This is a genomic window from Streptomyces sp. NPDC030245 (assembly GCF_055572995.1).
Genome location: NZ_JBVICF010000003.1, coordinates 235,069 through 256,107, shown reverse-complemented (window position 1 = coordinate 256,107; position 21,039 = coordinate 235,069). Strand labels below are relative to the sequence as shown.

20 protein-coding genes and 1 riboswitch are annotated in these 21,039 nt (G+C 72.9%); of the genes, 10 read left to right on the top strand and 10 right to left on the bottom strand.

Features of this window, described 5'->3' with window-relative positions:
- Positions 1-6 precede the first annotated feature (6 nt).
- Complete coding sequence (locus tag ACZ4Z4_RS09695; protein WP_468324645.1) at positions 7-756, top strand: cobalt-precorrin-6A reductase; 750 nt, start codon at positions 7-9, stop codon at positions 754-756.
- A gap of 121 nt (positions 757-877) precedes the next feature.
- Here ACZ4Z4_RS09695 and ACZ4Z4_RS09690 read toward each other — a convergent pair whose 3' ends face one another.
- Genes ACZ4Z4_RS09690 through ACZ4Z4_RS09680 form a run of 3 tightly spaced genes read right to left on the bottom strand, consistent with a single transcriptional unit; the run spans position 878 to position 4,319 of the window.
- Positions 878-2,404 (bottom strand): precorrin-2 C(20)-methyltransferase, encoded by a 1,527-nt coding sequence (locus ACZ4Z4_RS09690; RefSeq protein ID WP_468324642.1) that lies wholly within the window; start codon positions 2,402-2,404, stop codon positions 878-880.
- The gene (locus ACZ4Z4_RS09685; protein ID WP_468324640.1) at positions 2,401-3,042 is read right to left on the bottom strand and encodes a precorrin-8X methylmutase; all 642 of its coding nucleotides are present in this window, start codon (positions 3,040-3,042) and stop codon (positions 2,401-2,403) included. The genes ACZ4Z4_RS09690 and ACZ4Z4_RS09685 overlap by 4 nt, the downstream gene beginning before the upstream one ends.
- Entirely contained in the window at positions 3,039-4,319 is a 1,281-nt protein-coding gene (locus tag ACZ4Z4_RS09680) for a cobalamin biosynthesis protein CobG (RefSeq protein WP_468325746.1), read from the bottom strand. Before ACZ4Z4_RS09680 ends, ACZ4Z4_RS09685 begins: the two co-directional genes overlap by 4 nt.
- Before the next feature lie 108 nt (positions 4,320-4,427).
- Positions 4,428-4,559, top strand: a riboswitch (cobalamin riboswitch).
- A gap of 37 nt (positions 4,560-4,596) precedes the next feature.
- On the opposite strand from ACZ4Z4_RS09680, the gene cobN reads away from it, so the two are divergent.
- On the top strand, positions 4,597-8,214 hold the full coding sequence (gene cobN, locus ACZ4Z4_RS09675; protein WP_468324637.1) for a cobaltochelatase subunit CobN: 3,618 nt from the start codon (positions 4,597-4,599) through the stop codon (positions 8,212-8,214).
- Here the strand turns inward: cobN and ACZ4Z4_RS09670 are convergent.
- On the bottom strand, positions 8,166-9,470 hold the full coding sequence (locus ACZ4Z4_RS09670) for an amidohydrolase (RefSeq protein ID WP_468324635.1): 1,305 nt from the start codon (positions 9,468-9,470) through the stop codon (positions 8,166-8,168). The two genes, cobN and ACZ4Z4_RS09670, sit on opposite strands and share 49 nt — an antisense overlap.
- A 126-nt stretch (positions 9,471-9,596) precedes the next feature.
- On the opposite strand from ACZ4Z4_RS09670, the gene ACZ4Z4_RS09665 reads away from it, so the two are divergent.
- Positions 9,597-10,241, top strand: a complete 645-nt coding sequence (locus ACZ4Z4_RS09665; RefSeq protein ID WP_468324632.1) for a histidine phosphatase family protein — start codon at positions 9,597-9,599, stop codon at positions 10,239-10,241.
- Positions 10,242-10,248: 7 nt separating this feature from the next.
- Here ACZ4Z4_RS09665 and ACZ4Z4_RS09660 read toward each other — a convergent pair whose 3' ends face one another.
- Positions 10,249-10,434, bottom strand: coding sequence for a hypothetical protein (locus ACZ4Z4_RS09660; protein ID WP_468324630.1), 186 nt, complete (start codon positions 10,432-10,434; stop codon positions 10,249-10,251).
- 178 nt (positions 10,435-10,612) lie between these two features.
- Between ACZ4Z4_RS09660 and ACZ4Z4_RS09655 the strand changes: the two genes are divergently transcribed.
- A complete protein-coding gene (locus ACZ4Z4_RS09655) occupies positions 10,613-10,813 on the top strand; it encodes a hypothetical protein (RefSeq protein WP_468325744.1) in 201 nt (66 codons plus the stop codon).
- Between the two features lie 108 nt (positions 10,814-10,921).
- On the opposite strand, the gene ACZ4Z4_RS09650 is transcribed toward ACZ4Z4_RS09655, so the two are convergent.
- The 3 genes from ACZ4Z4_RS09650 to ACZ4Z4_RS09640 all read right to left on the bottom strand — a co-directional run bounded on the left by ACZ4Z4_RS09650 (position 10,922) and on the right by ACZ4Z4_RS09640 (position 12,520).
- On the bottom strand, positions 10,922-11,119 hold the full coding sequence (locus ACZ4Z4_RS09650; protein ID WP_468324628.1) for a hypothetical protein: 198 nt from the start codon (positions 11,117-11,119) through the stop codon (positions 10,922-10,924).
- A gap of 124 nt (positions 11,120-11,243) precedes the next feature.
- On the bottom strand, positions 11,244-11,621 hold the full coding sequence (locus ACZ4Z4_RS09645) for an STAS domain-containing protein (RefSeq protein ID WP_468324626.1): 378 nt from the start codon (positions 11,619-11,621) through the stop codon (positions 11,244-11,246).
- A gap of 158 nt (positions 11,622-11,779) precedes the next feature.
- The gene (locus tag ACZ4Z4_RS09640) at positions 11,780-12,520 is read right to left on the bottom strand and encodes a GAF and ANTAR domain-containing protein (RefSeq protein WP_468324624.1); all 741 of its coding nucleotides are present in this window, start codon (positions 12,518-12,520) and stop codon (positions 11,780-11,782) included.
- Positions 12,521-12,814: 294 nt separating this feature from the next.
- Here ACZ4Z4_RS09640 and ACZ4Z4_RS09635 point away from each other — a divergent pair, with 294 nt between their 5' ends.
- The 6 genes from ACZ4Z4_RS09635 (at position 12,815) to ACZ4Z4_RS09610 (ending at position 18,064) form a co-directional block, all read left to right on the top strand.
- On the top strand, positions 12,815-13,561 hold the full coding sequence (locus ACZ4Z4_RS09635; protein WP_468324622.1) for an ANTAR domain-containing protein: 747 nt from the start codon (positions 12,815-12,817) through the stop codon (positions 13,559-13,561).
- Positions 13,558-14,286, top strand: a complete 729-nt coding sequence (locus ACZ4Z4_RS09630; RefSeq protein WP_468324620.1) for an ANTAR domain-containing protein — start codon at positions 13,558-13,560, stop codon at positions 14,284-14,286. Before ACZ4Z4_RS09635 ends, ACZ4Z4_RS09630 begins: the two co-directional genes overlap by 4 nt.
- Positions 14,287-14,407: 121 nt before the next feature.
- A complete protein-coding gene (locus ACZ4Z4_RS09625) occupies positions 14,408-15,094 on the top strand; it encodes a GAF and ANTAR domain-containing protein (RefSeq protein ID WP_468324617.1) in 687 nt (228 codons plus the stop codon).
- A gap of 162 nt (positions 15,095-15,256) precedes the next feature.
- Positions 15,257-17,101 (top strand): thiamine pyrophosphate-requiring protein, encoded by a 1,845-nt coding sequence (locus tag ACZ4Z4_RS09620; protein ID WP_468324615.1) that lies wholly within the window; start codon positions 15,257-15,259, stop codon positions 17,099-17,101.
- A 208-nt stretch (positions 17,102-17,309) separates the two neighbouring features.
- A complete protein-coding gene (locus tag ACZ4Z4_RS09615) occupies positions 17,310-17,636 on the top strand; it encodes a plasmid stabilization protein (RefSeq protein ID WP_468324612.1) in 327 nt (108 codons plus the stop codon).
- Between the two features lie 14 nt (positions 17,637-17,650).
- Positions 17,651-18,064, top strand: coding sequence for an SRPBCC family protein (locus tag ACZ4Z4_RS09610; RefSeq protein WP_468324610.1), 414 nt, complete (start codon positions 17,651-17,653; stop codon positions 18,062-18,064).
- A 69-nt stretch (positions 18,065-18,133) separates the two neighbouring features.
- Here the strand turns inward: ACZ4Z4_RS09610 and ACZ4Z4_RS09605 are convergent, their stop codons facing one another.
- Together ACZ4Z4_RS09605 and ACZ4Z4_RS09600 are read right to left on the bottom strand one after the other, a co-directional pair.
- Positions 18,134-19,108: a TIGR03557 family F420-dependent LLM class oxidoreductase gene (locus ACZ4Z4_RS09605; protein ID WP_468324608.1), complete on the bottom strand. Its 975-nt coding sequence runs from the start codon at positions 19,106-19,108 to the stop codon at positions 18,134-18,136.
- 162 nt (positions 19,109-19,270) lie between these two features.
- Positions 19,271-20,914 (bottom strand): class I adenylate-forming enzyme family protein, encoded by a 1,644-nt coding sequence (locus tag ACZ4Z4_RS09600; RefSeq protein WP_468324606.1) that lies wholly within the window; start codon positions 20,912-20,914, stop codon positions 19,271-19,273.
- Positions 20,915-21,039 lie beyond the last annotated feature (125 nt).

The following is a 21,039-nucleotide window of genomic DNA, read 5'->3' as shown; positions in this document are numbered from 1 at the left end:
AACTCCGTGCACGTACTGATTCTGGGGGGAACGACCGAGGCCCGCCGCCTGGCGGAGCTCCTCGCGACCGAGCCGGGGCTGCGGGTGACCAGTTCCCTGGCGGGACGGGTCGCGGCGCCGCGCATGCCGCCCGGCGAGGTCCGCGTGGGCGGCTTCGGCGGGGCCGAGGGGCTGGCGGCGTGGCTGACCGCACACCACGTGGACGCGCTCATCGACGCCACCCATCCTTTCGCAGGGACGATCTCGTTCAACGCGGCGCGGGCCGCCGCCACGGCCCATGTTCCCCTGCTCGCCCTGCGCCGCCCCGGCTGGGTCGCGGAAGACGCGGACGACTGGCATCCGGTCGACTCCCTGGAGCAGGCGGCACGGGTGCTGCCCGCCCTGGGCGAGCGGGTCTTCCTCACCACCGGGCGGATGGGCCTCGCGGCGTTCGCCGGGGATCCGGAGCTGGACGCGCGCTGGTTCCTCGTACGCTCCGTCGACGCGCCCGAGCCGCCGTTCCCCGCCCGCATGGAGGTGCTCCTCGACCGGGGCCCGTTCACGCTCGACGGGGAGCGCGAACTGCTCCGTACGCACCGGATCGACGTCCTGGTGACGAAGGACAGCGGGGGCGTGGCCACTGCGCCGAAACTTGTCGCTGCGCGCGAGGCGGGGATTCCCGTCGTGGTGGTCCGGCGCCCTGCCCTTCCGACGGCTGTGCCCACGGTCGCCACCCCGGAGGAGGCCGTCGACCGGGTGCGTGCCGCTGCGCGGTGAGGTGCGGGTGTGTGGGGGCCGAGCGCGCAGTTCCCCGCGCCCCTGACGGGGGCGCAGCCCCGTTTTTCAGGGGCGCGGGGAACTGCGCGACCAGCCACGACGCACCCGCAGACGAAGACGCCTACCCCTCGGGATACCTGCGCGGCGTCCAGACGATCTGCTCGCCCCCGCCCCGCCGCGACACCCGCGTCTGCGACGAGCCGACGATCAGCAGCGTCCGCATGTCGACCTCGGCCGGGTCGAGGTCCCCGAGGCGTACGACGCGCACGCTCTCCTCGGGTCCGCCGACGTCCCGCCCGAGGACGACCGGCGTGTCCGGCGCCCGGTGCTCGAGGAGCAGCTCGCGCGCCTTGCCGACCTGCCAGGTGCGGCTGCGCGAGCCCGGGTTGTAGAGCGCGAGGACGAGGTCCGCGGCGGCCGCCGCGGCCAGGCGCTCCGCGATGACCTCCCAGGGCTTGAGCCGGTCGGAGAGCGAGATGGTCGCGTAGTCGTGGCCGAGCGGGGCGCCCGCTCGGGCCGCCGCCGCGTTCGCAGCCGTCACACCGGGCAGCACCCGCACGGGAACGTCCGCGTACGCGTCCTGCGAAGCCGCCTCAAGGACCGCCGTGGCCATCGCGAAGACGCCGGGGTCGCCGCCCGACACGACGGCCACGCGCCGCCCGCGCCGCGCCAGCTCAAGGGCGAACTCGGCGCGTTCGGACTCCACGCGGTTGTCGGAGCCGTGCCGCCGCTGCCCGGCGCGGTGCGGCACGCGGTCGACGTAGGTGGTGTAGCCGACGAGGTCGTCGGCGGCGGCGAGCGCGCCGCGCGTCTCGGGGGTCAGCCAGAGCGGCCCGGCGGGGCCCGTGCCGACCACGACGACCTCGCCACGGGGCTCCGCGGGCGGTTGTGGCGCGGGCCCGCCCGTCAGCGGCGCCACCCGGCTCGGCAGCACCGCCACGGAGAAGTACGGCACCGAGTCGGGGTCCACGTCGGCGAGGCGGCCGGTGCGCTCGCCCTCCATGGTGGCCCGCTCGACATAGCGGGCCTCGTCGAGCCGGCCCGCGCTCTCCAGGGCGCCGCGCACCTTCCCGAACGTACGCCCGAGCTTCATGACGACCGCCGAGTCCGTCGCCGCGAGGCGGGCGGCCAGCTCCTCCTCCGGGAGCGTGCCCGGCAGGATCGTGAGCACCTCCTCGGCCTCCACCAGGGGCTCGCCGAGCCGGGCCGCCGCCGCGCTCACCGAGGTGACGCCGGGGATCACCTCGGTCGGATAGCGGTGCGCGAGGCGCTTGTGCATGTGCTGGTAGGAGCCGTAGAAGAGCGGGTCCCCCTCGGCGAGGACGGCGACCGTGCGGCCCGCGTCGAGGTGGGCGGCGAGGCGGGCCGCCGCCTCCTCGTAGAACTCGTCGAGGGCGCCGCGGTAACCGCCGGGGTGATCGGTGGTCTCCGTGGTGACGGGGTAGACCAGCGGCTCCTCGATGTGGTCGTCCCTGAGGTGCTTCGCCGCGATGGAGCGGGCGATGGAGCGGCCGTGCCGGGCCGAGTGGTACGCGATCACGTCGGCGGACGCGATCACCTCGACGGCGCGCACGGTCATCAGGGAGGGGTCGCCGGGGCCGAGCCCGACTCCGTAGAGCCGCCCCTGCGGGATCTGTCCGGTGTTCACTCCGCCTCGCTCGCAATCGCGTTGATCGCCGCCGCGGCCATCGCGCTGCCGCCGCGCCGCCCCCGTACGACCAGGTACTCCAGGCCGGAGGAGTGCTCGGCCAGCGCGTCCTTGGACTCGGCGGCGCCGACGAAGCCGACCGGGATGCCGAGGACTGCGGCCGGGCGCGGCGCGCCTTCCTCGATCATCTCCAGGAGGCGGAAGAGCGCGGTGGGCGCGTTGCCGATGGCGACAACGGAGCCTTCGAGGCGGTCGCGCCAGAGCTCCATGGCGGCGGCGCTGCGGGTGGTGCCGAGCTCGGCGGCGAGGTCCGGCACGGACGGGTCGGCGAGGGTGCAGATCACGTCGTTGTCGGCGGGCAGCCGCTTGCGGGTGACGCCGCTCGCGACCATGTTCGCGTCGCAGAGGATCGGCGCGCCGTCGCGCAGCGCCTTGCGGGCGTCGGCGATCACCCGCGGGCTGTAGGCGAGGTCCTTCACGAGATCCACCATCCCGCAGGCGTGGATCATCCGGACCGCGACCTGGCTGACGTCGGCGGGCAGGCCGCGGAGGTCCGCCTCCGCGCGGATGGTGGCAAAGGACTCGCGGTAGATCGCCGCGCCGTCCTTCTCGTAGTCGAACACTGTGCTCTCGCTCATCTCGTGGCCGTTGGTTTCGTGGTGTTACGTGCCGTGGTGACCGTCTCGGTCAAGGTGTTGCCCGTCACGGGCGCCGGGTCCTCGCCGGCCCTGCGCACCGTCACCGCGTAACTCCCGTCGCCGGTGGCGAGGACGTCGACCCAGTCGCCGTGCGGGTGCCCGCAGCGCCGCTCGCAGCCGGACCAGTGGACGGGCAGACCGCCGGGGCCGGGGACGGCGTCGGCGCGTACGTCGGCCAGGGACTTGGCGCAGCCGGGGCGTCCGGTGCAGGCGCCGACGCCGAGCCAGGGGGAGTCGGGTGCGGTGACGTACCGGGCGGCGGCCAGCGCGGCCAGCCGTTCGCGGGCCGCCGCGCCGTCCGGGAAGCCGGGGAGCACGAAGCCGCGCCAGGGCGTGACCCGCAGCTCGTCGGCGGGGAGCGGGAGGAGGGCCCGCCACTGGGCCGCGCTCACACGGCCGAGGGGGGCGTGGACCACCACGGCGCGGCCGACGACGCCCGGGGCGGGCGGCGCGGTGACCTGTGGCGTCGGGGCTTCGGCGGGCGTGGCGGCGACATCGGCCCGGACCAGCGCTCCCGCGAGGTCGGCGGTCGTCCCTGCGGGCAGTTCGCGCACCCGCCAGGCGCCGTTGCCCGCCTCGCGCGCGGCGTCGAGGAAGGCGCCGGCGACGGCACGGGCGGCGCGCGGGGCGTCGGCCGCGGCGATGCGGAGGGCCTGGCCCCCGAGACGTACGACCGCGGTCCCGCCCGATTCTGCGATCAAGGTCACATCGCCGCCGAGCCCGGCCACGTCCCCGCGGCCGTCGTCCAGGGCGAACAGGAAGCGCCCCGAGAGCTCCGCGGTCCACTCCTCGGAGCACAGGAGTCCGTCCAGCTCACGGGCCCACAACTGCACGTCGGCGTGGCCGAGTCCGTCGGTGCCCGCGAGCGGGGACGCCACCACGTTCCGCACCCGCTCGTGCCGCTCGGAGGGCAGCAGCCCCGCGTCCGCGAGCAGCCGGGAGAGTTCGCCGCCGCACGCGTCGCCGAGGCCGCGCAGCTCGATGTTGCCGCGCGAGGTGACGCTGAGGTTCCCGTCCGCGAGACGCTCCGCCGCGGCGGCCAGCACGGCGACCTGATGCCCCGTCAAAAGGCCGCCGGGCAGCCGGAGTCGGGCGAGGCGCCCGTCGTCCGCGAGGTGCAGGCGGAGGGCTCCGGGGCAGGCGTCGCCCCGGTCGCGTATGAGGGATTCGCCCTGGTCTGGGGATGGTGCTCGGGTGGGCGGCATGGCGGCGAGCATACCCACGCGGATCCGGCCGGTCCCCTCCCGAGACGGGCCGTCCCGGCAGGTGCCCGCCCCATCCGCGGCGGGCAGGACTTACTATGCAGGCGGCGGACCGCCAGGTCCGTCGACGCCAGCGACGGCGTGGGTCCACCAGGACCCGAGGGAGGAAGCCCGGTGCGAATCCGGCGCGGTCCCGCCACTGTGAGTCCCACCCGCGTGGGGTGAGCCAGGAACTCCTGCCGTCCATACGACCACCCGGGGCGCGGACACCCCGAGGAAGGCCTGCGCCCGCATGCTTCTGCTGTTGTCGACCTCCGACACCGACCTGCTCAGCGCCCGCGCGGCGGGCGGCCCCGTCGACTACCGGTTCGCCAACCCGTCCCGTCTCGACCTGGACGGGCTGCCCGCCCTGCTCGACGGCGTCGACCTCGTCGTCGTGCGCCTCCTCGGCGGCGTCCGCGCCTGGCAGGACGGCCTGGACCAGCTCATCGCCACCGGCCTCCCGGTCGTCGTGCTCACCGGCGAGCAGGCGCCCGACGCCCAGTTGATGGCCTCCTCGACCGTGCCGATCGGCATCGCCGCCGAGGCGCACGCCTACCTCGCGCACGGCGGCCCCGCCAACCTGGAGCAGCTGGCCCGCTTCCTCTCCGACACCGTGCTGCTCACCGGCCACGGCTTCGAGCCGCCCGCCGCCGCACCCTCCTGGGGCCCGCTGGAGCGCACGGCCCGCGCAGGCGTCGAGGGCCCCACGGTCGCGGTGCTCTACTACCGCGCCCACCACATGAGCGGCAACACCGCCTTCGTGGACGCGCTGTGCGGCGCGATCGAGGACGCGGGCGCCCGCGCGATGCCGCTGTACGTGGCCTCGCTGCGCGCCCCGGAGCCCGAGCTGATCGACGAGCTGCGCGCCGCCGACGCCATCGTGACGACCGTCCTCGCGGCGGGCGGCACCAAGCCCGCCGAGGCGTCGGCGGGCGGCGACGACGAGTCGTGGGACGCGGGCGCGCTGACCGGCCTCGACGTGCCGATCCTCCAGGCGCTCTGCCTGACCGGGTCGCGCTCCGCGTGGGAGGAGAACGACGAGGGCGTCTCGCCGCTGGACGCCGCGAGCCAGATCGCGGTGCCGGAGTTCGACGGGCGCCTGATCACGGTCCCCTTCTCCTTCAAGGAGATCGACGAGGACGGCCTGCCCGCGTACGTGGCCGACGCCGAGCGGGCGGCCCGGGTCGCCGGCATCGCCGTACGGCACGCGCGTCTGAAGCACATCCCGGCCGCCGACAAGCGCCTCGCGCTGGTGCTCTCCGCCTACCCGACCAAGCACTCCCGCATCGGCAACGCGGTGGGCCTCGACACGCCCGCGTCCGCCGTCGCGCTCCTGCGCAGGCTCATCGCCGAGGGCTACGACTTCGGCCCCGAGGCCGACATCCCGGGCCTCGTCTCCGGCGACGGCGACGAGCTGATCCGCGCGCTCATCGACGCGGGCGGCCACGACCAGGACTGGCTCACCGAGGAGCAGCTCGCCGCCAACCCGGTGCGCATCCCGGCCGCCGGCTACAAGCGCTGGTACGCGACGCTGCCCGAGGAACTGCGCGAGTCGGTCGAGCGGCACTGGGGGCCGCCGCCCGGCGAGATGTTCCTCGACCGCTCCCGCGTGGGGAACGGCGGCGACCCCGAGGGCGACATCGTGCTCGCCGCGCTGCGCCGCGGGAACCTGCTCATCCTCATCCAGCCGCCGCGCGGCTTCGGCGAGAACCCCATCGCGATCTACCACGACCCGGACCTGCCGCCGTCGCACCACTATCTGGCGGCGTACCGCTGGATCGCGGCGTCCGCGTCGGACGGCGGCTTCGGCGCCGACGCGATGATCCACCTCGGCAAGCACGGCAACCTGGAGTGGCTGCCCGGCAAGAACGCGGGCCTGTCCGCCGCCTGCGGCCCGGACGCCGCGCTCGGCGACCTGCCGCTGATCTACCCCTTCCTGGTCAACGACCCGGGCGAGGGCACCCAGGCCAAGCGCCGCGTGCACGCCACGCTCATCGACCACCTGGTGCCGCCGATGGCGCGCGCCGACTCCTACGGCGACATCGCGCGCCTGGAGCAGCTCCTCGACGAGTACGCGCAGATCAGCTCCATGGACCCGGCGAAGCTTCCGGCGATCCGCGCGCAGATCTGGACGCTCATCCAGGCCGCGAAGCTCGACCACGACCTGGGCCTGGAGGACCGCCCGGACGACGACGGCTTCGACGACTTCCTGCTGCACGTCGACGGCTGGCTCTGCGAGATCAAGGACGCGCAGATCCGCGACGGCCTGCACGTCCTCGGCACGGCTCCGGCCGCCGGTGACCGCGTCAACCTCGTCCTCGCGATCCTGCGGGCCCGCCAGATCTGGGGCGGCACGAGCGCCCTGCCCGGTCTGCGCGAAGCCCTCGGCCTCGACGAGTCCGCGGCGACGCGCACCACCGCCGACGCGGCCGAGGAGCAGGCCCGCGCGCTGGTCCAGGCGATGGACGACGCGGACTGGGACCTCTCCGCCGTCCCGCGCGACCAGGGTGAACAGGTCGCCGCGGTCCTGGAGTTCGCGGCCCGCGAGGTGGTCCCGCGCCTCGCCGCCACCACCGCCGAGCTCGACCACTCCGTGCACGCTCTGAACGGCGGCTTCGTCCCTGCCGGGCCCTCCGGTTCGCCCCTGCGCGGCCTGGTCAACGTCCTGCCTACCGGCCGCAACTTCTACTCGGTCGACCCGAAGGCCGTCCCGTCGCGCCTCGCGTGGGAGACGGGCCAGGCCCTCGCCGACTCCCTGATCGAGCGGTACAGGTCCGACAACGGCGAGTACCCCACCTCCGTGGGCCTCTCCCTGTGGGGCACCAGCGCGATGCGCACCGCGGGCGACGACGTCGCCGAGGCCATGGCGCTGCTCGGCGTCCGCCCGGTCTGGGACGACGCGTCGCGCCGCGTCACGGGCCTGGAGGCCATCCCGTACGAGGAGCTCGGCCGCCCCCGCATCGACGTGACGCTGCGCATCTCGGGCTTCTTCCGCGACGCGTTCCCGCACACGATCGGCCTGCTCGACGACGCGGTGCGGCTCGCCGCCTCGCTCGACGAGCCCGCCGACCGGAACTATGTACGCGCCCACGCGCAGGCCGACCTCGCCGAGCACGGCGACGAGCGCCGGGCCACCACCCGCATCTTCGGCTCGCGCCCCGGCACGTACGGCGCGGGCCTGCTCCAGCTCATCGACTCCCGCGACTGGCGCACCGACGCGGACCTCGCCGAGGTGTACACGGTGTGGGGCGGTTACGCGTACGGCCGCGGGCTCGAAGGCCGCCCGGCGCGCGCCGAGATGGAGACCGCGTACAAGCGCATCGCGGTGGCCGCGAAGAACACCGACACCCGCGAGCACGACATCGCGGACTCGGACGACTACTTCCAGTACCACGGCGGCATGGTGGCGACCGTGCGCGCGCTGCGGGGCACGGCCCCGGAGGCGTACATCGGCGACTCCACGCGCCCCGAGACGGTCCGCACGCGCACCCTGGTCGAGGAGACCTCGCGCGTCTTCCGCGCCCGCGTCGTCAACCCCAAGTGGATCGAGGCGATGCGCCGCCACGGCTACAAGGGCGCCTTCGAACTCGCCGCCACGGTGGACTACTTGTTCGGCTACGACGCCACGACGGGCGTCGTCGCCGACTGGATGTACGACAAGCTCACCGAGACGTACGTCCTGGACCCGACCAACCGGCAGTTCCTCCAGGAGGCCAACCCCTGGGCCCTGCACGGCATCGCGGAACGCCTCCTGGAGGCGGAGTCGCGCGGCATGTGGGCCAAGCCGGACCCCGCGGTGCTCGAAGCGCTGCGGCAGGCCTACCTGGAGACCGAGGGCGACTTGGAGGACGGCGGCGACGAGGGCTGAGCGCCTGTCCCCGAACCTCCGAGCCAGGCGAGTGCGGCCGTCGTCAGCGCCGTGACACCGGTGGTGACGGCCGGCTCGACCAGCGGGGCGAAGAACGGCGAGTGGTTGGACGGGATGTCGCGCTCGAAGGTCCCCGCCTGCCGCGCGGCGGCCACCTCCGCCGGGTCGGCGCCGCCGAACAGCCAGTAGCAGAGCGGGACTTCGCGATCCGCGCAGGTCGCGAAGTACCCGACGTCCTCGCTGCCGGTCACCGGACCCGGGTCGAGGATCCGGTCCTCGCCGAGCACCGCGCCGATCGCCGCCATCGTCCGCTCGACGGCGGCCGCGTCGTTGTCGAGGACGGGGAACGAGTCGATCTCCGTGATCTCGGGTTCCCGCTCCGCGCCCGCCGTGGCCGCCTCGCCCTTGACGATGCGCTCGACGGCGGCGAGGACCCGGGTGCGGACCTCGGGCGTGTACGTCCGGATATTGATCTTCAGCTCGGCCTCGTCCGGGATGATGTTGTCCTTCGTGCCCGCCTGGAGCGAGCCGACGGTGACCACGGCCGTCTCGCCGCCCGCGATCTCCCGGGACACGACCGTCTGCAACCGCATCACGGTCGCGGCGGCCATCACCACGGGGTCGATCGACGCCTCGGGGCGCGAGCCGTGCGCGCCCTTGCCGAACATCCGCACGCGCCAGGCGTCGGTCGCCGCGAAGGCGTGCCCCGGGTGCGCCGCGACCATGCCGGCGGGGAGCGGCGCGACGTGCTGCCCGAGCACGACGTCCGGGACGCCGAACCGCTCGTAGAAGCCGTCCTCGACCATCGCCCGCGCACCCTGCGCGGTCTCCTCGGCGGGCTGGAAGACCCCGACGATCCGGCCCGCCCAGTCGGCGCGGGCGTCCGCGAGCAGCCGCAGCGCGCCCAGCAGACAGGTGACGTGCATGTCGTGGCCGCAGGCGTGCATCACACCGTCGTTGACGGACGCGTACGGCAGCCCCGTGCGCTCCGTCACGGGCAGCGCGTCGAAGTCGGCGCGCAGCAGGACGGTCGGGCCCTCGCCGTTCGCCAGGACGGCGACCACACCGGTGCGGCCGACGCCGGTCGTGACCTCGTACCCGTACGAGGAGGCGCGACGGGCGACCTCGGCGGCGGTGCGGTGCTCCTCGAAGGACAGCTCGGGGTGGGCGTGCAGATCGCGGTAGAGATCGGCGAGCTCGCCCTTGATGGCGTCGAGGCCCCGCAGGGCGGAGGCGTTCCGTTCGGCGGCGGTCATGTCACGCTCCTCGTCTGTCGTACTCCCGCCACCCTACGTACGGCGTTCCCGTCACGCCCGGAACCGGTCACCTCGCGAGCACGTCACCCCTGTCACCACCGAAGATCGGAAAGGGACCGCCGCGCCATGCCCACACCACCCCCGACCACCCCGCAGACCACGCGGCACCTCTACATCGCCCGGCACGGCGAGGCCACGCCGGACGAGAGCGGGCTGACGGAGGGCGGCCTCAGACAGGCGGTTCTCCTCGGCGAGCGCCTGCGGAGCGTGCCCCTGGCGGCGATCCACCACGGCCCGCTCCCCCGCGCCGAGCAGACCGCCCGCCTGGTCGCCGACCAGCTGAACGGCGCCGTCCCGCTGCACCGCTCGGCCCCGGCGGGCGACTACCTCCCCCACCTCCCGCACCGGGACGAACTGCCGCCCGAGACGGCCGACGCGACGCTCACACGCCTGGCCGCCTTCCCCGAGGCCGAGCGCGCGGACGGCCCCGCCCTGGCCCAGGACGCCCTCGCCCGCTTCACCGGCCCGGTCCCCGGCGACGAGCCGCGCCACGAACTGCTCGTCACCCACAACTTCCTGATCGGCTGGCTGGTCCGCGCCGCGCTGGAGGCCCCGCCGGCGCGCTGGCTCGGCCTCAACCACTGCAACGCGGCCCTGACGGCCATCCGCTACACGCCGGGCCGCCCCGCCGCCCTGGTGTTCTACAACGACATGCGCCACCTCCCCGATGAACTGCGCTGGACCGGCTTCCCCCCGGAGCTGCGCGCCTGAGCACGCGTTACCGTGGCCCGCCCGGCAGCACGATGTTGTTGATCAGCGGCCCCTCGACGGAGACCCCCTCGTTGACCAGCGTGTCGACGACGGGCAGCGGAATGGGATTCGCCGCGGCAGTCGCTGCTGTTGCCCCGGAGAGGACGAGGGCGGCGGCGAGAGCGATGACGGCTATGACGTGCCAAGACGACATACAACAGCCTTCCTGTGGAGGAGGGTTGGGCGAGCCGAGAAGCGGGCGACAACCCGCTCGTATGATCGCCGGTGACTTCCTGCCCGCCCAGGGGTTACACAGGGCGGACGGGCCGTGTCCGACGGCCCGGCGCGCACCTTTCAAGGAGGCCGCAGTGAACGGCAGTTGGGCACGGAAGATGTCCCGTTGGGCGCTGGTCGCGGCGGTGACGGCCACGCCGGCCGTCCTGTGCTCCGGCACGGCGCACGCCGACGAGGAGAACCACAACGCGCACAACGGACACAGGGTCGGGCTGATCAACACCGGCCAGGTCGACGACCCCCTGGAAGACGTGCTGGAACACACCCTGAACTTCGGCGACGGCTACCGGTGGGGCTGACGGCCGAGCGGTGCGCCCCACGAGCGCCACACTCCGGGGGGGCCGACCCGCACTCGCGCGCCCCGGCTCGGGAAACGCAAGTGCGGTGCGGGTGAGGGCGCGGTCAGGTCACGGCGCGAGACACCCCGTGACCGGAATCTCCGTGGGGAGGCCGGGGCTCGCCGGGTCGACGAGCGCCGTGATGTCCCCGGGCGTCTGGGCCAGGCAGCCGACGGTCGCGACGGGGTCCGGCACGGCGCTCGCGGGCGCCGCGAGGACTCCCAGCAACGCGACGGCACCGAGGATGACGGCGGCGGAACGGCGCATGTGAACTCTCCTTCAGGTCAACGAAGTTGCCTCCGGCTCGACGATCGGCGCGAGCCGCTCCGTGACTCCCCAGCCCGGGAACCCGATACGCCCCTTATCACCCGTACGTGAAAGAGGTAACGATTCACCTGCCGTGCCGGGTCCGGGTGTCGCCGCGCCGCCGGGCCACTGTCCGCGGCGCCGGGAGACGGTCCAAAATCTCGAAGTGCAGACGCAGGCTCGGGTGGTGGAGCAGCCGCAGGGTGATCGACTGTGTGCAGATCAGGCGCAGTCGCCCGCCCTGTCTGGCGCGGGCGCGGGTCAGAACCCGTACACCGGAACCGTCCATGAAGGTGACATGCCGCAGGTCGATCAGCAGATCGGCGCGGGGCGCGGGCGTCAGAGTGTCGAGGTACGAGGTGATGGCGGGCGCGGTGGAGACGTCCATCTCCCCCCGCAGGCTGACCACGAGATCGGGCCCGTGCGCGTGCAGGGATTCGATGCAGGACGTCGTGGGCGTCATAGACGGCATGACCCTCATTCGGCCGAGTACGGTGCGTCCCCCGGGGGACCGGTCGCGGGCGGGGTCTGGGCCGGCGCTTCACGGTACTGGCCGGGAAGCGCCTGTCGCGGCGGTTCAGCCGATTCTCCGCGCGGCCCGCCCCGCACCTGGTAATGGGCCTAACGGTCGTCGGTGGGGTCGGAGGTGGGCGGGTCGGGGAGGGTCAGGCGCTCGTGGACGATGGCGTGGGCGAGGGTCGTCAGGTCGATCTCCTCGGCGTGGGCGTGAGCCCGCAGCAGGGCCAGGGCCTGGTTGCCGGTGAGCGAGTGGCGGTAGCTGATCATGCCGACGGCCTGGTGCACCACGGCGTCGACGGGCAGCAGCCAGGCGTTGGCGAGGTCGTCCTCGGCCGGCAGGGGGGCGGCGAGGAGCAGGAGGTCGGCGGCGTCGGCATGGTTCTGGGCGGTGTGCAGGTCGGCGTCCGAGATCGGGCCGGGGTGGTGCCGGTAGAGGGTGAGGACGAGACCGGCCTGCCGTGCCGGGTCGCTGCCGTCCAGGACGGGCAGGGCGAAGACCGCGCGGATGTGATGAGCCTTGGCGTCGTGGGCATACAGGGGCCACTCGCGGGTGATGTCCGGGTCGTCGAGGTCGCCGGCGAGCACTCGGGTGCGCCGGTCGAGGGCCTGCACGCAGGGCCCTTCTCCGAGGTTGACCTGCAACGCCTCGCCCTGGGCGGCCAGCGGGCCGACGGCACTGAGCGACACCCGCTGCGCCAGGGCGGCGTCGACCGCCAGCGTGAGGCCCACCGAATAGGCGTCGCGCAGGGCTGAACGGCACGACGCGGCGATGCGGCCCGCCGGGTCGGCGTGGCCCGTGTGACGGGCGGCGAGGAAGACGGCTTCAGGCCGTGGGGCGGTCATCGGGGCTCGATGCGAGACCGTGCGGACGAACCACCCCCGTGATACGCGGGCATCTCGGTGTCCGATCTCCGGCATTCACCGCCGACGCTACCCGGATCGGAAGTCAATGACAGGGAGGCGGGAGGCTTGCGCCTACGGGTCGCTTGCGTCGTTCAGCCTACTCCCGTTCCTGTCCCCCCGCACAGGAGTCCGGCGTCCGTATCCGCCGGGCTGTCCCTACACTGATCCTGACCGGAGTGTGCCCCGCACCGCGGGGGCGCTCCCCAATGCGGCCGCATCGGGAGGTGAAGAGCCGTGGGCACCGACGATCTGGCCGCCGTGCTGGAGAGCCTGCGTCCCTCCCCCTTCCATGGGGGGCTGATCGGTGCCGACCCGAACCTGTGCGCACAGATCCTGCGGATGGACGGCATAGCGGTCTCCGCGACGACGGACAGCGGGCTGAGCGAATTGCTGTGGTCCACCGCGGGCCCCAGCACACGGCTGGAGGACTTGCAGTTCACCCTGGGCGAGGGACCGGGGCTCGACGTGACCGCCTCCGTCAAGCCCGTCCTCGTACCGGATCTGTCGTCCCTGCCCGCCGACCGCTGGCCCGCGCTGTCGCCCGAAGCGACGGCGCTGGGTATCGGCGCGATCTTCTGCTTCCCGCTGTCCCTCGGCTCCGCCTGTCTCGGCACCATGACCTTGCAGCGCGGGACGCCCGGGCCGATCGCGGCCGGCACCATGACCGACGTCCTGCTCGTGGCCAACGCCCTGGTCGCCGTCCTCGTCGAAGGCGGTCCGCAGCAGGCCGCCTTCGACGACGCCGACGACGCCGACTCCTCGGACTTCTACCGGGCCGCCGTGCACCAGGCCAGCGGCATGATCAGTGTGCAGGCCGGGATCTCCCTGGCCCAGGCGCTCCTCCGGCTGCGCGCCCACGCCTACCGGCACGGGCGGCCCGTGGTCGAGGTCGCCGAGGACGTTGTAGCCAGACGGCTGAGCTTCCAGAATGATGAAAACGGGCCGGACAAACCTGCCGGCGAAGGGACTGAAGGGCCATGACACGTGAAGAGCAACTGCTGGCAGCCATGGTCGAGGCCGTAGACACCCTCGTCGACGACTTCGAGCTGATCGACTTCCTGCACCAGCTGTGCGACCGGTGCAACGACCTGCTCGACGTCTCCGCCGTGGGCGTCATGCTCGCCGACCCCGCCGGCGGTCTGCAACTGATCGCCGCGTCCGACGAGCACACCCGGCTGCTGGAGCTCTTCTCCCTGCAGAGTGACCAGGGGCCGTGCGTGGAGTGCTACCGCGACGGCACCGCCCAGCTCAACATCAACCTGACGTCACCGGTGCATACAGCCGGCTTCCCGCTCTTCGCGGAGCGCGCCCGTCAGGAGGGCTTCGTCACCACCCACGCCCTGCCGATGCGCATGCGGCAGCAGGTCGTCGGCGCGCTGAACCTCTTCGACGTCCGCGACCAGAAGCTCAGCGAACGTGACGCGGGGGTGGCGCAGGCGCTGGCCGATGTGGCGACCATCGCCGTCCTGCAACACCGCACCATCGTGCACGGCAACGTCGAGCGTGCTCAACTGCGGTCCGCTCTGTCCAGCCGTATCGTCATCGAGCAGGCCAAGGGAATACTCGCCGAACGCTGGAGCACCACCCTCGACGAGTCGTTCGACGCCCTGCGCCGGCACGCCCGCAGCCACCAGCAGTCCCTGACCGAGCTGTGCCGTCAGATCATCGACGGCACCCTCGACTCCTCCGTCATCCACCGTCCCTGACCACCCGCCCCCGCGCACGCCCGCTGCCCCACCCCCATCTTCCGTATCCGCCCCGGCCCCCGGCGGAAGGACATGTCCCTTTCGCTGCCCGCCGGGCACGTACCAGTCAGAGGGACGACTCGTGAACCAGGACCATCACACCGCGGCCTGGCAGCGGGTCAGCGCCGCCACCGGCAGCCCCACGCTCGCCGCCGGCTGCCGGGCCTGCGCCGACGATCTGGAAGCCGACTTCGCCGGGGCGATCCTCGTGACCGCCGGCGAACTGCGCCTGCTGGGCGCGGCCACCGACGAGCGCGCCCGGCTGGTCGAGGACCTCCAACTGGTCACCGGGGAAGGGCCGTGCACCGACGCCTTCACCCGCCGTGCCCCCGTCGAAGTGCAGGACTTGCACCGCCTGGCCGACCGATGGCCCGCCTACACCCCCGGCGCCTGCGAGCAGGGCGTCCGCAGCGTCCTCGCGCTGCCTCTCGCCATCGGCACGCTCGCCATCGGCGCGCTTGACCTCTGCCGCAGCGCGCCCGGCCGGTTCACCCCCGCGCAGCGGGAGCGGGCCGACGCCTACGCCCGCGTCCTGGCCGTCCTCGCCCTGTACGAACACCCCCACCTGCTCACCACGGGGGTCCGGCTCACCCGGCCCGGGCCGCAGGGCTACCCGCCGACCGTCCACATGGCCGCCGGTGTCCTCGCCGCCAAGTACGGGCTCAGCGCCGACGACGCCCTGGCCCGCCTCCGGGCGCACGCCTTCCGGCACAACCAGCCCCTGCTGCGCACCGCCGAACACGTCCTCGACCACCAGCGGCTCGACTGACCGGCTCGCCGGCTCACGCCTGTGCGTGCTGGCCCACATGGCGGGCCCGGTGTCATCCGTTCCCCGGTCGGTGCCGTCGCGGCGGATTCCCGCATGTCACCCGGTGTTAGGGGTACAGGGCGGCCAATACCGCTCATAACGACATGACACCGGAGATTCCGCATGGCCACCACGAAGGTTTCCGACTACATCCTCCAGCGCCTGCGCGAGTGGGACGTGGAGCACGTCTTCGCCTACGCCGGGGACGGGATCAACGGTCTGCTCGCGGCATGGGGGCGGGCCGACAACAGGCCGAGGTTCGTGCAGGCCCGCCACGAGGAGATGGCGGCCTTCCAAGCGGTGGGGTACGCCAAGTTCTCCGGCAAGGTCGGCGTGTGTGCCGCGACGTCGGGGCCGGGCGCGATCCACCTGCTGAACGGCCTGTACGACGCGAAGCTCGACCACGTCCCGGTCGTGGCGCTGGTCGGCCAGACCAACCGCAGCGCCATGGGCGGCTCCTACCAGCAGGAAGTGGACCTCGCGAGTTTGTACAAGGACGTCGCGTCCGACTTCTGCGAGACCGTGACGGTTCCCGAGCAGCTGCCCAACGTCATCGACCGCGCGATGCGCACGGCCTACGCCAAGCGCACGGTCACGGCGGTCATCATCCCCGCCGACGTGCAGGAGCTGGAGTACTCCCCGCCGACGCACGCGTTCAAGATGGTGCCCTCAAGCCTCGGCCTCGGGCGGTACGCACCCGTGCCCGCGGACGAGGACATCGCGCGCGCGGCCGAGGTCCTGAACGCCGGCGAGAAGGTGGCCGTCCTCATCGGGCAGGGTGCGCGCGGCGCCCGCGACGAGGTCGAGCGGCTCGCGGACGTGCTCGGCGCGGGCGTCGCCAAGGCGCTGCTCGGCAAGGACGCGCTGCCGGACGACCTGCCCTACGTCACGGGCGCGATCGGGCTGCTCGGCACGAGGCCGTCGTACGAGCTGATGCAGGAGTGCGACACCCTGCTGATGATCGGCTCCAGCTTCCCCTACGCGCAGTTCCTGCCCGACTTCGACCAGGCGCGGGCGGTGCAGATCGACATCGACCCGCACATGATCGGTCTGCGGTATCCGTTCGAGGTGAACCTCGTCGGCGACGCGCGCGAGACGCTGCAACGCCTCCTGCCGCGCCTGCACCGCAAGGAGAGCCGGGCCTGGCGCGAGAAGGTCGAGAAGGACGTCGCGCGGTGGTGGGAGGTCATGCAGCGCCGTGCCGCGGTGGACGCCGACCCGATCAACCCGGAGTACGTGGTCCACGCCCTGGACGGCAAACTGCCCGGCGACGCGATCCTCTCCGCGGACTCCGGCTCCGCCGCCAACTGGTACGCCCGGCACCTGCGGCTGCGCGGCACCATGCGCGGTTCGCTCTCCGGCACGCTGGCGACGATGGGGCCGGGCGTGCCCTACGCCATCGGCGCCAAGTTCGCCCACCCGGACCGGCCGGCGATCGCCATCGTCGGCGACGGCGCCATGCAGATGAACGGCATGATGGAGATGGTCACCGCCGCGAAGTACCACCACGAGTGGTCCGACCCGCGCCTGATCGTGGCCGTCCTGAACAACGGCGACCTCAACCAGGTCACCTGGGAGATGCGGGCGATGTCGGGCGCCCCGCAGTTCGAGGAGTCGCAGCACCTGCCCGATCTGCCCTACGCCGACCTCGCACGCTCCATGGGCCTCGGCGGCGTACGGGTGGAGAAGCCCGAGCAGGTCGAGGCCGCCTGGGACCAGGCGCTCGCCGCGGACCGGCCCTTCGTCATCGACTTCCGCACCGACCCGGCCGTCCCGCCGATCCCGCCGCACGCCTCGCTGGACCAGATCGAGGCCGCCGCCTCGGCGATCCTGCACGGGGACAGCGACCGCGGCTCCGTGCTCAAGCAGGGCTTCAAGGCCAAGGTGCAGGAGATGCTGCCGGGCAGCCGGCACCGCGGCGACCGGCCCGGCGCCGCGGAGGGCGACAGCAGCGAGAAGGACAGGTGACCGGCCGGCTCCGGGGCGCCTCCTCATCCGTTCGGTCGCCGTCTGCTCGCACACCTCCTGCGCCGCGCATCAGATGGATTGCAGCCGGTCTGCCCGGATTTTCCGGCTTTCCGGGATTCCCGGATGAGTAGCCGACCGTCGGGTACGCGAGAAGTCACCGTGAAGCGGATGCGGTCAAGCAGCCCATCCGGTCTGGAAGGAGCACACCATGCCGCAGGGTTCCAGCCCGAAGCGAGAGCGTCAGTACGAGCACATCAAGGAGAGCGCCGAGAAGCGCGGCACCTCCAAGGGCCGCGCGAAGGAGATCGCCGCGCGCACCGTGAACAAGGAACGGGCCCGCTCCGGTGAGTCGAAGACCGCGAGCAAGACGTCCACCCAGGACCGCAAGTCCGCCCCGCAACGCGGGGGCGAGCGCTCGCACAGCGGCTCCCAGGGGCCGACGAAGGACCAGCTGTACGCGGAGGCGAAGAAGCGCAACATCGACGGCCGTTCGTCGATGAACAAGGACGAACTCGCCAAGGCCCTCGGCCGCTGACGGCGGCGTACGCGATGACCGAGTACGAACGTTCACGCACGATGCCCGCGCTGCCGGAGCACGTCTTCGATCAGGCCTCCGACGTCGGCCAGATGGACGCGTGGCTGCCGCAGGACCTGCACGTGGACGCCGGGGAGCCGCCCGCCGTCACCGTGCACGAGGACCGCACCGACCAGGACGTCTCCGCCCAGCTGCGGGCCCGCCGCGACCAGCTGCGGCTGGAGTGGGGCACCCGCGAGCAGGGCGGCTACACCGGCTGGCTCCAGGTGGCCGGCCTGGACAGCGGGACCAGTGAGGTCACGGTGCACCTGTCCTTCTTCGAGGAGGGGCACGACCCGGGTGAAGAGGCCGTGCACACCGCTCTCGACCGCAGCCTTCAGCGGCTGGAGGAACAGGTGCGGCTGCGCGTCGACAACGCGGCGGGCTGACGCACGCCGAGGCCGGCCGCGTGCTCCACGCGGCCGGCCTCGGCGTGGTCTTCTGTGCGGTCGGCGGCGCTACGCGTCGCTCGGCCGCAACTGGCGCATACGGCCGTCGAGTTCGCGCTGGTAGAAGTCGATGAAGCCGTCGGGGTCGGGCCCGGCGTTCTGCATGACCAGCCTGTCGAATCCCGCGTCGACGAACTTCTGCGCCACCTCGACGTACCGCGCGGGGTCCGTGCCGCAGGCGAACTTCTCCCGGATGTCCTCCTCGCGCACGGTCGTGGTCGCGGCGTCGAAGTTGACCGGATTGGGCAGCTCGCTCATGACCTTCCACCCGGTCATGGCCCAACGCGACGTCTCCAGGGCGGCCTTGGCCCCGGTGTGCTCGTCGGGCGCCCACGCCATCGGCACCTCCGCGTACCGCGGACCGGTGCCGCCCGCCTCCCGGTACTGCCGGACGATCTCGGGCTTGTCCTCCGTGGCGAACAGGCCGTCGCCCAGCTCCGCGGCGAGCGCCGTCGAGGCCTTGCCGCTGGCGGCCACCGCGATCAGCGGAAGTGTCTCTGGCAGGTCGAACACGCGGGCGTCCGTGAGCCGCAGGTGCTTTCCCTCGTACGACCGGTAGCCGCCGCTCCACAGCAGCCTGATGATCTCCAGGGCCTCCCTGAACATCTCGTGCCGGGTGGAGACGGCGTCCGGGAAACCGACGCCGGTGACGTGCTCGTTGAGCCGCTCGCCCGAACCGAGTCCGAGCACGAAACGGCCCTCCGACAGCAGGGCGAGGGTGGCGGCCGCCTGCGCGATGATCGCCGGGTGGTAGCGCACCGTCGGGCACGTCACGCCGGTCGCCAGCTCGATCCGTTCCGTCTTGGCCGCGATGCTGCCGAGCACCGTCCAGGCGAACGGCGAATGCCCCTGGTTGTCGAGCCAGGGATGGTAGTGATCGCTGATCTCGACGAAGTCGAAGCCCGCCTGCTCGGCCAGCACCGCCTGGCGCACCAGTTCCGCCGGGCCGAAGGCCTCGGCGGCGAGCTTGTAACCGATCTGCATGTGCGTCCCGTCTCCTTGCGTCCTCTGGCCCTTTGACTCTTCAGCCCTTTGGCCCTTTTGCCCGCATAGAGGTACCCGTCGACATCCGGGCATAACGCACACATCCGCCGAGGCCACGCCGACGCCGCCGAAGGTCACCCGCCCGGTCCGCGCCGACAGCGCCTACGCGGCGCCGGTGACCGCCCCCGCCACCCACGCGGCACGCAACGCCTTCTTGTCCACCTTGCCGACCTTCGTCGTCGGCAGCCGGTCGAGCAGGACCGTCTTCCGGGGCGTGTACAGCTCCCCCAGCTCGGCGGTGACCGCCGCGCCGACGGCCTCCGGGTCGACGTCGGCGTCCTCGGCCGTGGCCAGGAAGACCTGCACGGCCTCCCCGTACTCCTCGTCCGGCACACCGAGCGCCGCCGCGTTGCGCACCCCGGGCAGCGTGAGCAGGAAGTCCTCGAGGACGCGGGAGTAGACGTTGTCGCTGGTGCTGCCGGTGACGATGATGTCCTTGGCCCGGTCGACGAGGAAGAGGTGCCCCTCGGCGTCGAGATAGCCCAGGTCCCCGGTGCGCAGCCAGCCGTCCTGGAGCGCCTGCGCGGTGCGCTCCGGATCCTCGTAATAACCGAGCATCACCGTCTCGCCCCGCACGCACACCTCGCCGACCTGCCGGACGGGCAGCGCCACGGCGCTGTCCTCGGCGCGGATCTCGATCTCGGTGTCGGATATCGCGCGTCCGCAGCTGCGCCAGAGTTCGGGCCGCCCGGCGCTCTCCGAGGCGAGCTCCTCCGCGCCGAACGCGGCGATGCCGAGCGCCTCCGACTGCCCGTACCCCTGGCTGATCACGGGTCCGAAGACCTCGACCGCCTGCTGGAGCCTGCTGGGCGAGGAGGCCGCGCCGCCCACCACGATCCGCCGCAGCGCGGGAAGCACGCCCGGCTCGCACTCGGGGTGGTCGAGGAGCGCGTACAGCATCGGCGGTACGAACATGGTGGCGGTGATCCGCTCCTCCCGCAGCACCGCGAGCGCCGCACCCGCTTCGAACTCGGGCAGCACGACGAGGACGGAACCGGTCACCAGGGCCTGGATCGAGGTGAGGTGACCGCTGCCGTGCGTCAGCAGCGTGGCGGCGAGCACGCGGTCCGTGCTCCCCGCCGGGGCCTCGGCCGGGAGCCCCACGGGACCGAGCCCCTTCTCCCTGTCCTCCGCCAGGTCCACCAGCGCGTCGTAGAGCCGGTGGCTGTGCGCGGCGAGCTTGGGACGGCCGAGGGTGCCGCCGGTGTAGAGCACGGTGACGGCCTCGTCGGCGCCCGGGGCGGGCGCGCGCTCGGGCCGCACGTCCGGGCACTCCTCGGCGACGGCCAGCAGATCCACGGCCTCCTCCCCCGTCCCCTCACAGGGCCCGAGGCTCAGCAGCACGGGGGCACGGACGCTGCGGCCGGCCGCGTCGGCGGCCCGCCGCGCGAAGAGCGGATCGGTGACGACGGCACGGGCCCGGGACTGCTCGACCAGCGCGGCGAGTTCGCCCGGTCCGGGCTCGGGCGGCAGGAACACGACGCGGCAGCCGATGAGGTGGACGGCGAGCTGCACCAGTACGGAGTCGACCCGGTTGGCCAGGAACAGTCCCACTCCGTCACCGGGCGAGAGCCCCTGCCGACGCAGCGCGTGCCCCAGCCCGAACAACCGCCGCCGAGCCTGCCCCCGCGTCAACCGCCGCTCCCCCTGCACGAGCGCCTCGACGCCGTCGTCCCTGTGCCAGTGGTCGAGGATGCGGTCCACGTACGTCCGGGGCTCGGACGTGTCCGGTACGTAAACGATCATGAGCATATGCAAACATGCTGCTCGCCCACGGTGATCCGAGAGGGGGTGGGTTCGGCCATGGGCGGGCGGAGTAACATGCCCCGGCTCGGGGGCGGCTCATGTGTCCGGCGGAGGCTCCGGACGGG

Excerpts from the sequence above, each read along its gene's own strand:
- ACZ4Z4_RS09610 (WP_468324610.1), top strand. The coding sequence starts at position 17,651 with ATGACCGAGTACGAACGTTCACGCACGATGCCCGCGCTGCCGGAGCAC.
- ACZ4Z4_RS09655 (WP_468325744.1), top strand. The coding sequence starts at position 10,613 with ATGTCCCGTTGGGCGCTGGTCGCGGCGGTGACGGCCACGCCGGCCGTC.
- cobN (WP_468324637.1), top strand. The coding sequence starts at position 4,597 with ATGCTTCTGCTGTTGTCGACCTCCGACACCGACCTGCTCAGCGCCCGC.
- ACZ4Z4_RS09640 (WP_468324624.1), bottom strand. The coding sequence starts at position 12,520 with ATGACCGCCCCACGGCCTGAAGCCGTCTTCCTCGCCGCCCGTCACACG.
- ACZ4Z4_RS09685 (WP_468324640.1), bottom strand. The coding sequence starts at position 3,042 with ATGAGCGAGAGCACAGTGTTCGACTACGAGAAGGACGGCGCGGCGATC.
- ACZ4Z4_RS09660 (WP_468324630.1), bottom strand. The coding sequence starts at position 10,434 with ATGTCGTCTTGGCACGTCATAGCCGTCATCGCTCTCGCCGCCGCCCTC.
- ACZ4Z4_RS09605 (WP_468324608.1), bottom strand. The coding sequence starts at position 19,108 with ATGCAGATCGGTTACAAGCTCGCCGCCGAGGCCTTCGGCCCGGCGGAA.
- ACZ4Z4_RS09600 (WP_468324606.1), bottom strand. The coding sequence starts at position 20,914 with ATGATCGTTTACGTACCGGACACGTCCGAGCCCCGGACGTACGTGGAC.
- ACZ4Z4_RS09630 (WP_468324620.1), top strand. The coding sequence starts at position 13,558 with ATGACACGTGAAGAGCAACTGCTGGCAGCCATGGTCGAGGCCGTAGAC.
- ACZ4Z4_RS09650 (WP_468324628.1), bottom strand. The coding sequence starts at position 11,119 with ATGCGCCGTTCCGCCGCCGTCATCCTCGGTGCCGTCGCGTTGCTGGGA.
- ACZ4Z4_RS09615 (WP_468324612.1), top strand. The coding sequence starts at position 17,310 with ATGCCGCAGGGTTCCAGCCCGAAGCGAGAGCGTCAGTACGAGCACATC.
- ACZ4Z4_RS09670 (WP_468324635.1), bottom strand. The coding sequence starts at position 9,470 with ATGACCGCCGCCGAACGGAACGCCTCCGCCCTGCGGGGCCTCGACGCC.
- ACZ4Z4_RS09665 (WP_468324632.1), top strand. The coding sequence starts at position 9,597 with ATGCCCACACCACCCCCGACCACCCCGCAGACCACGCGGCACCTCTAC.
- ACZ4Z4_RS09645 (WP_468324626.1), bottom strand. The coding sequence starts at position 11,621 with ATGACGCCCACGACGTCCTGCATCGAATCCCTGCACGCGCACGGGCCC.
- ACZ4Z4_RS09680 (WP_468325746.1), bottom strand. The coding sequence starts at position 4,319 with ATGCTCGCCGCCATGCCGCCCACCCGAGCACCATCCCCAGACCAGGGC.
- ACZ4Z4_RS09620 (WP_468324615.1), top strand. The coding sequence starts at position 15,257 with ATGGCCACCACGAAGGTTTCCGACTACATCCTCCAGCGCCTGCGCGAG.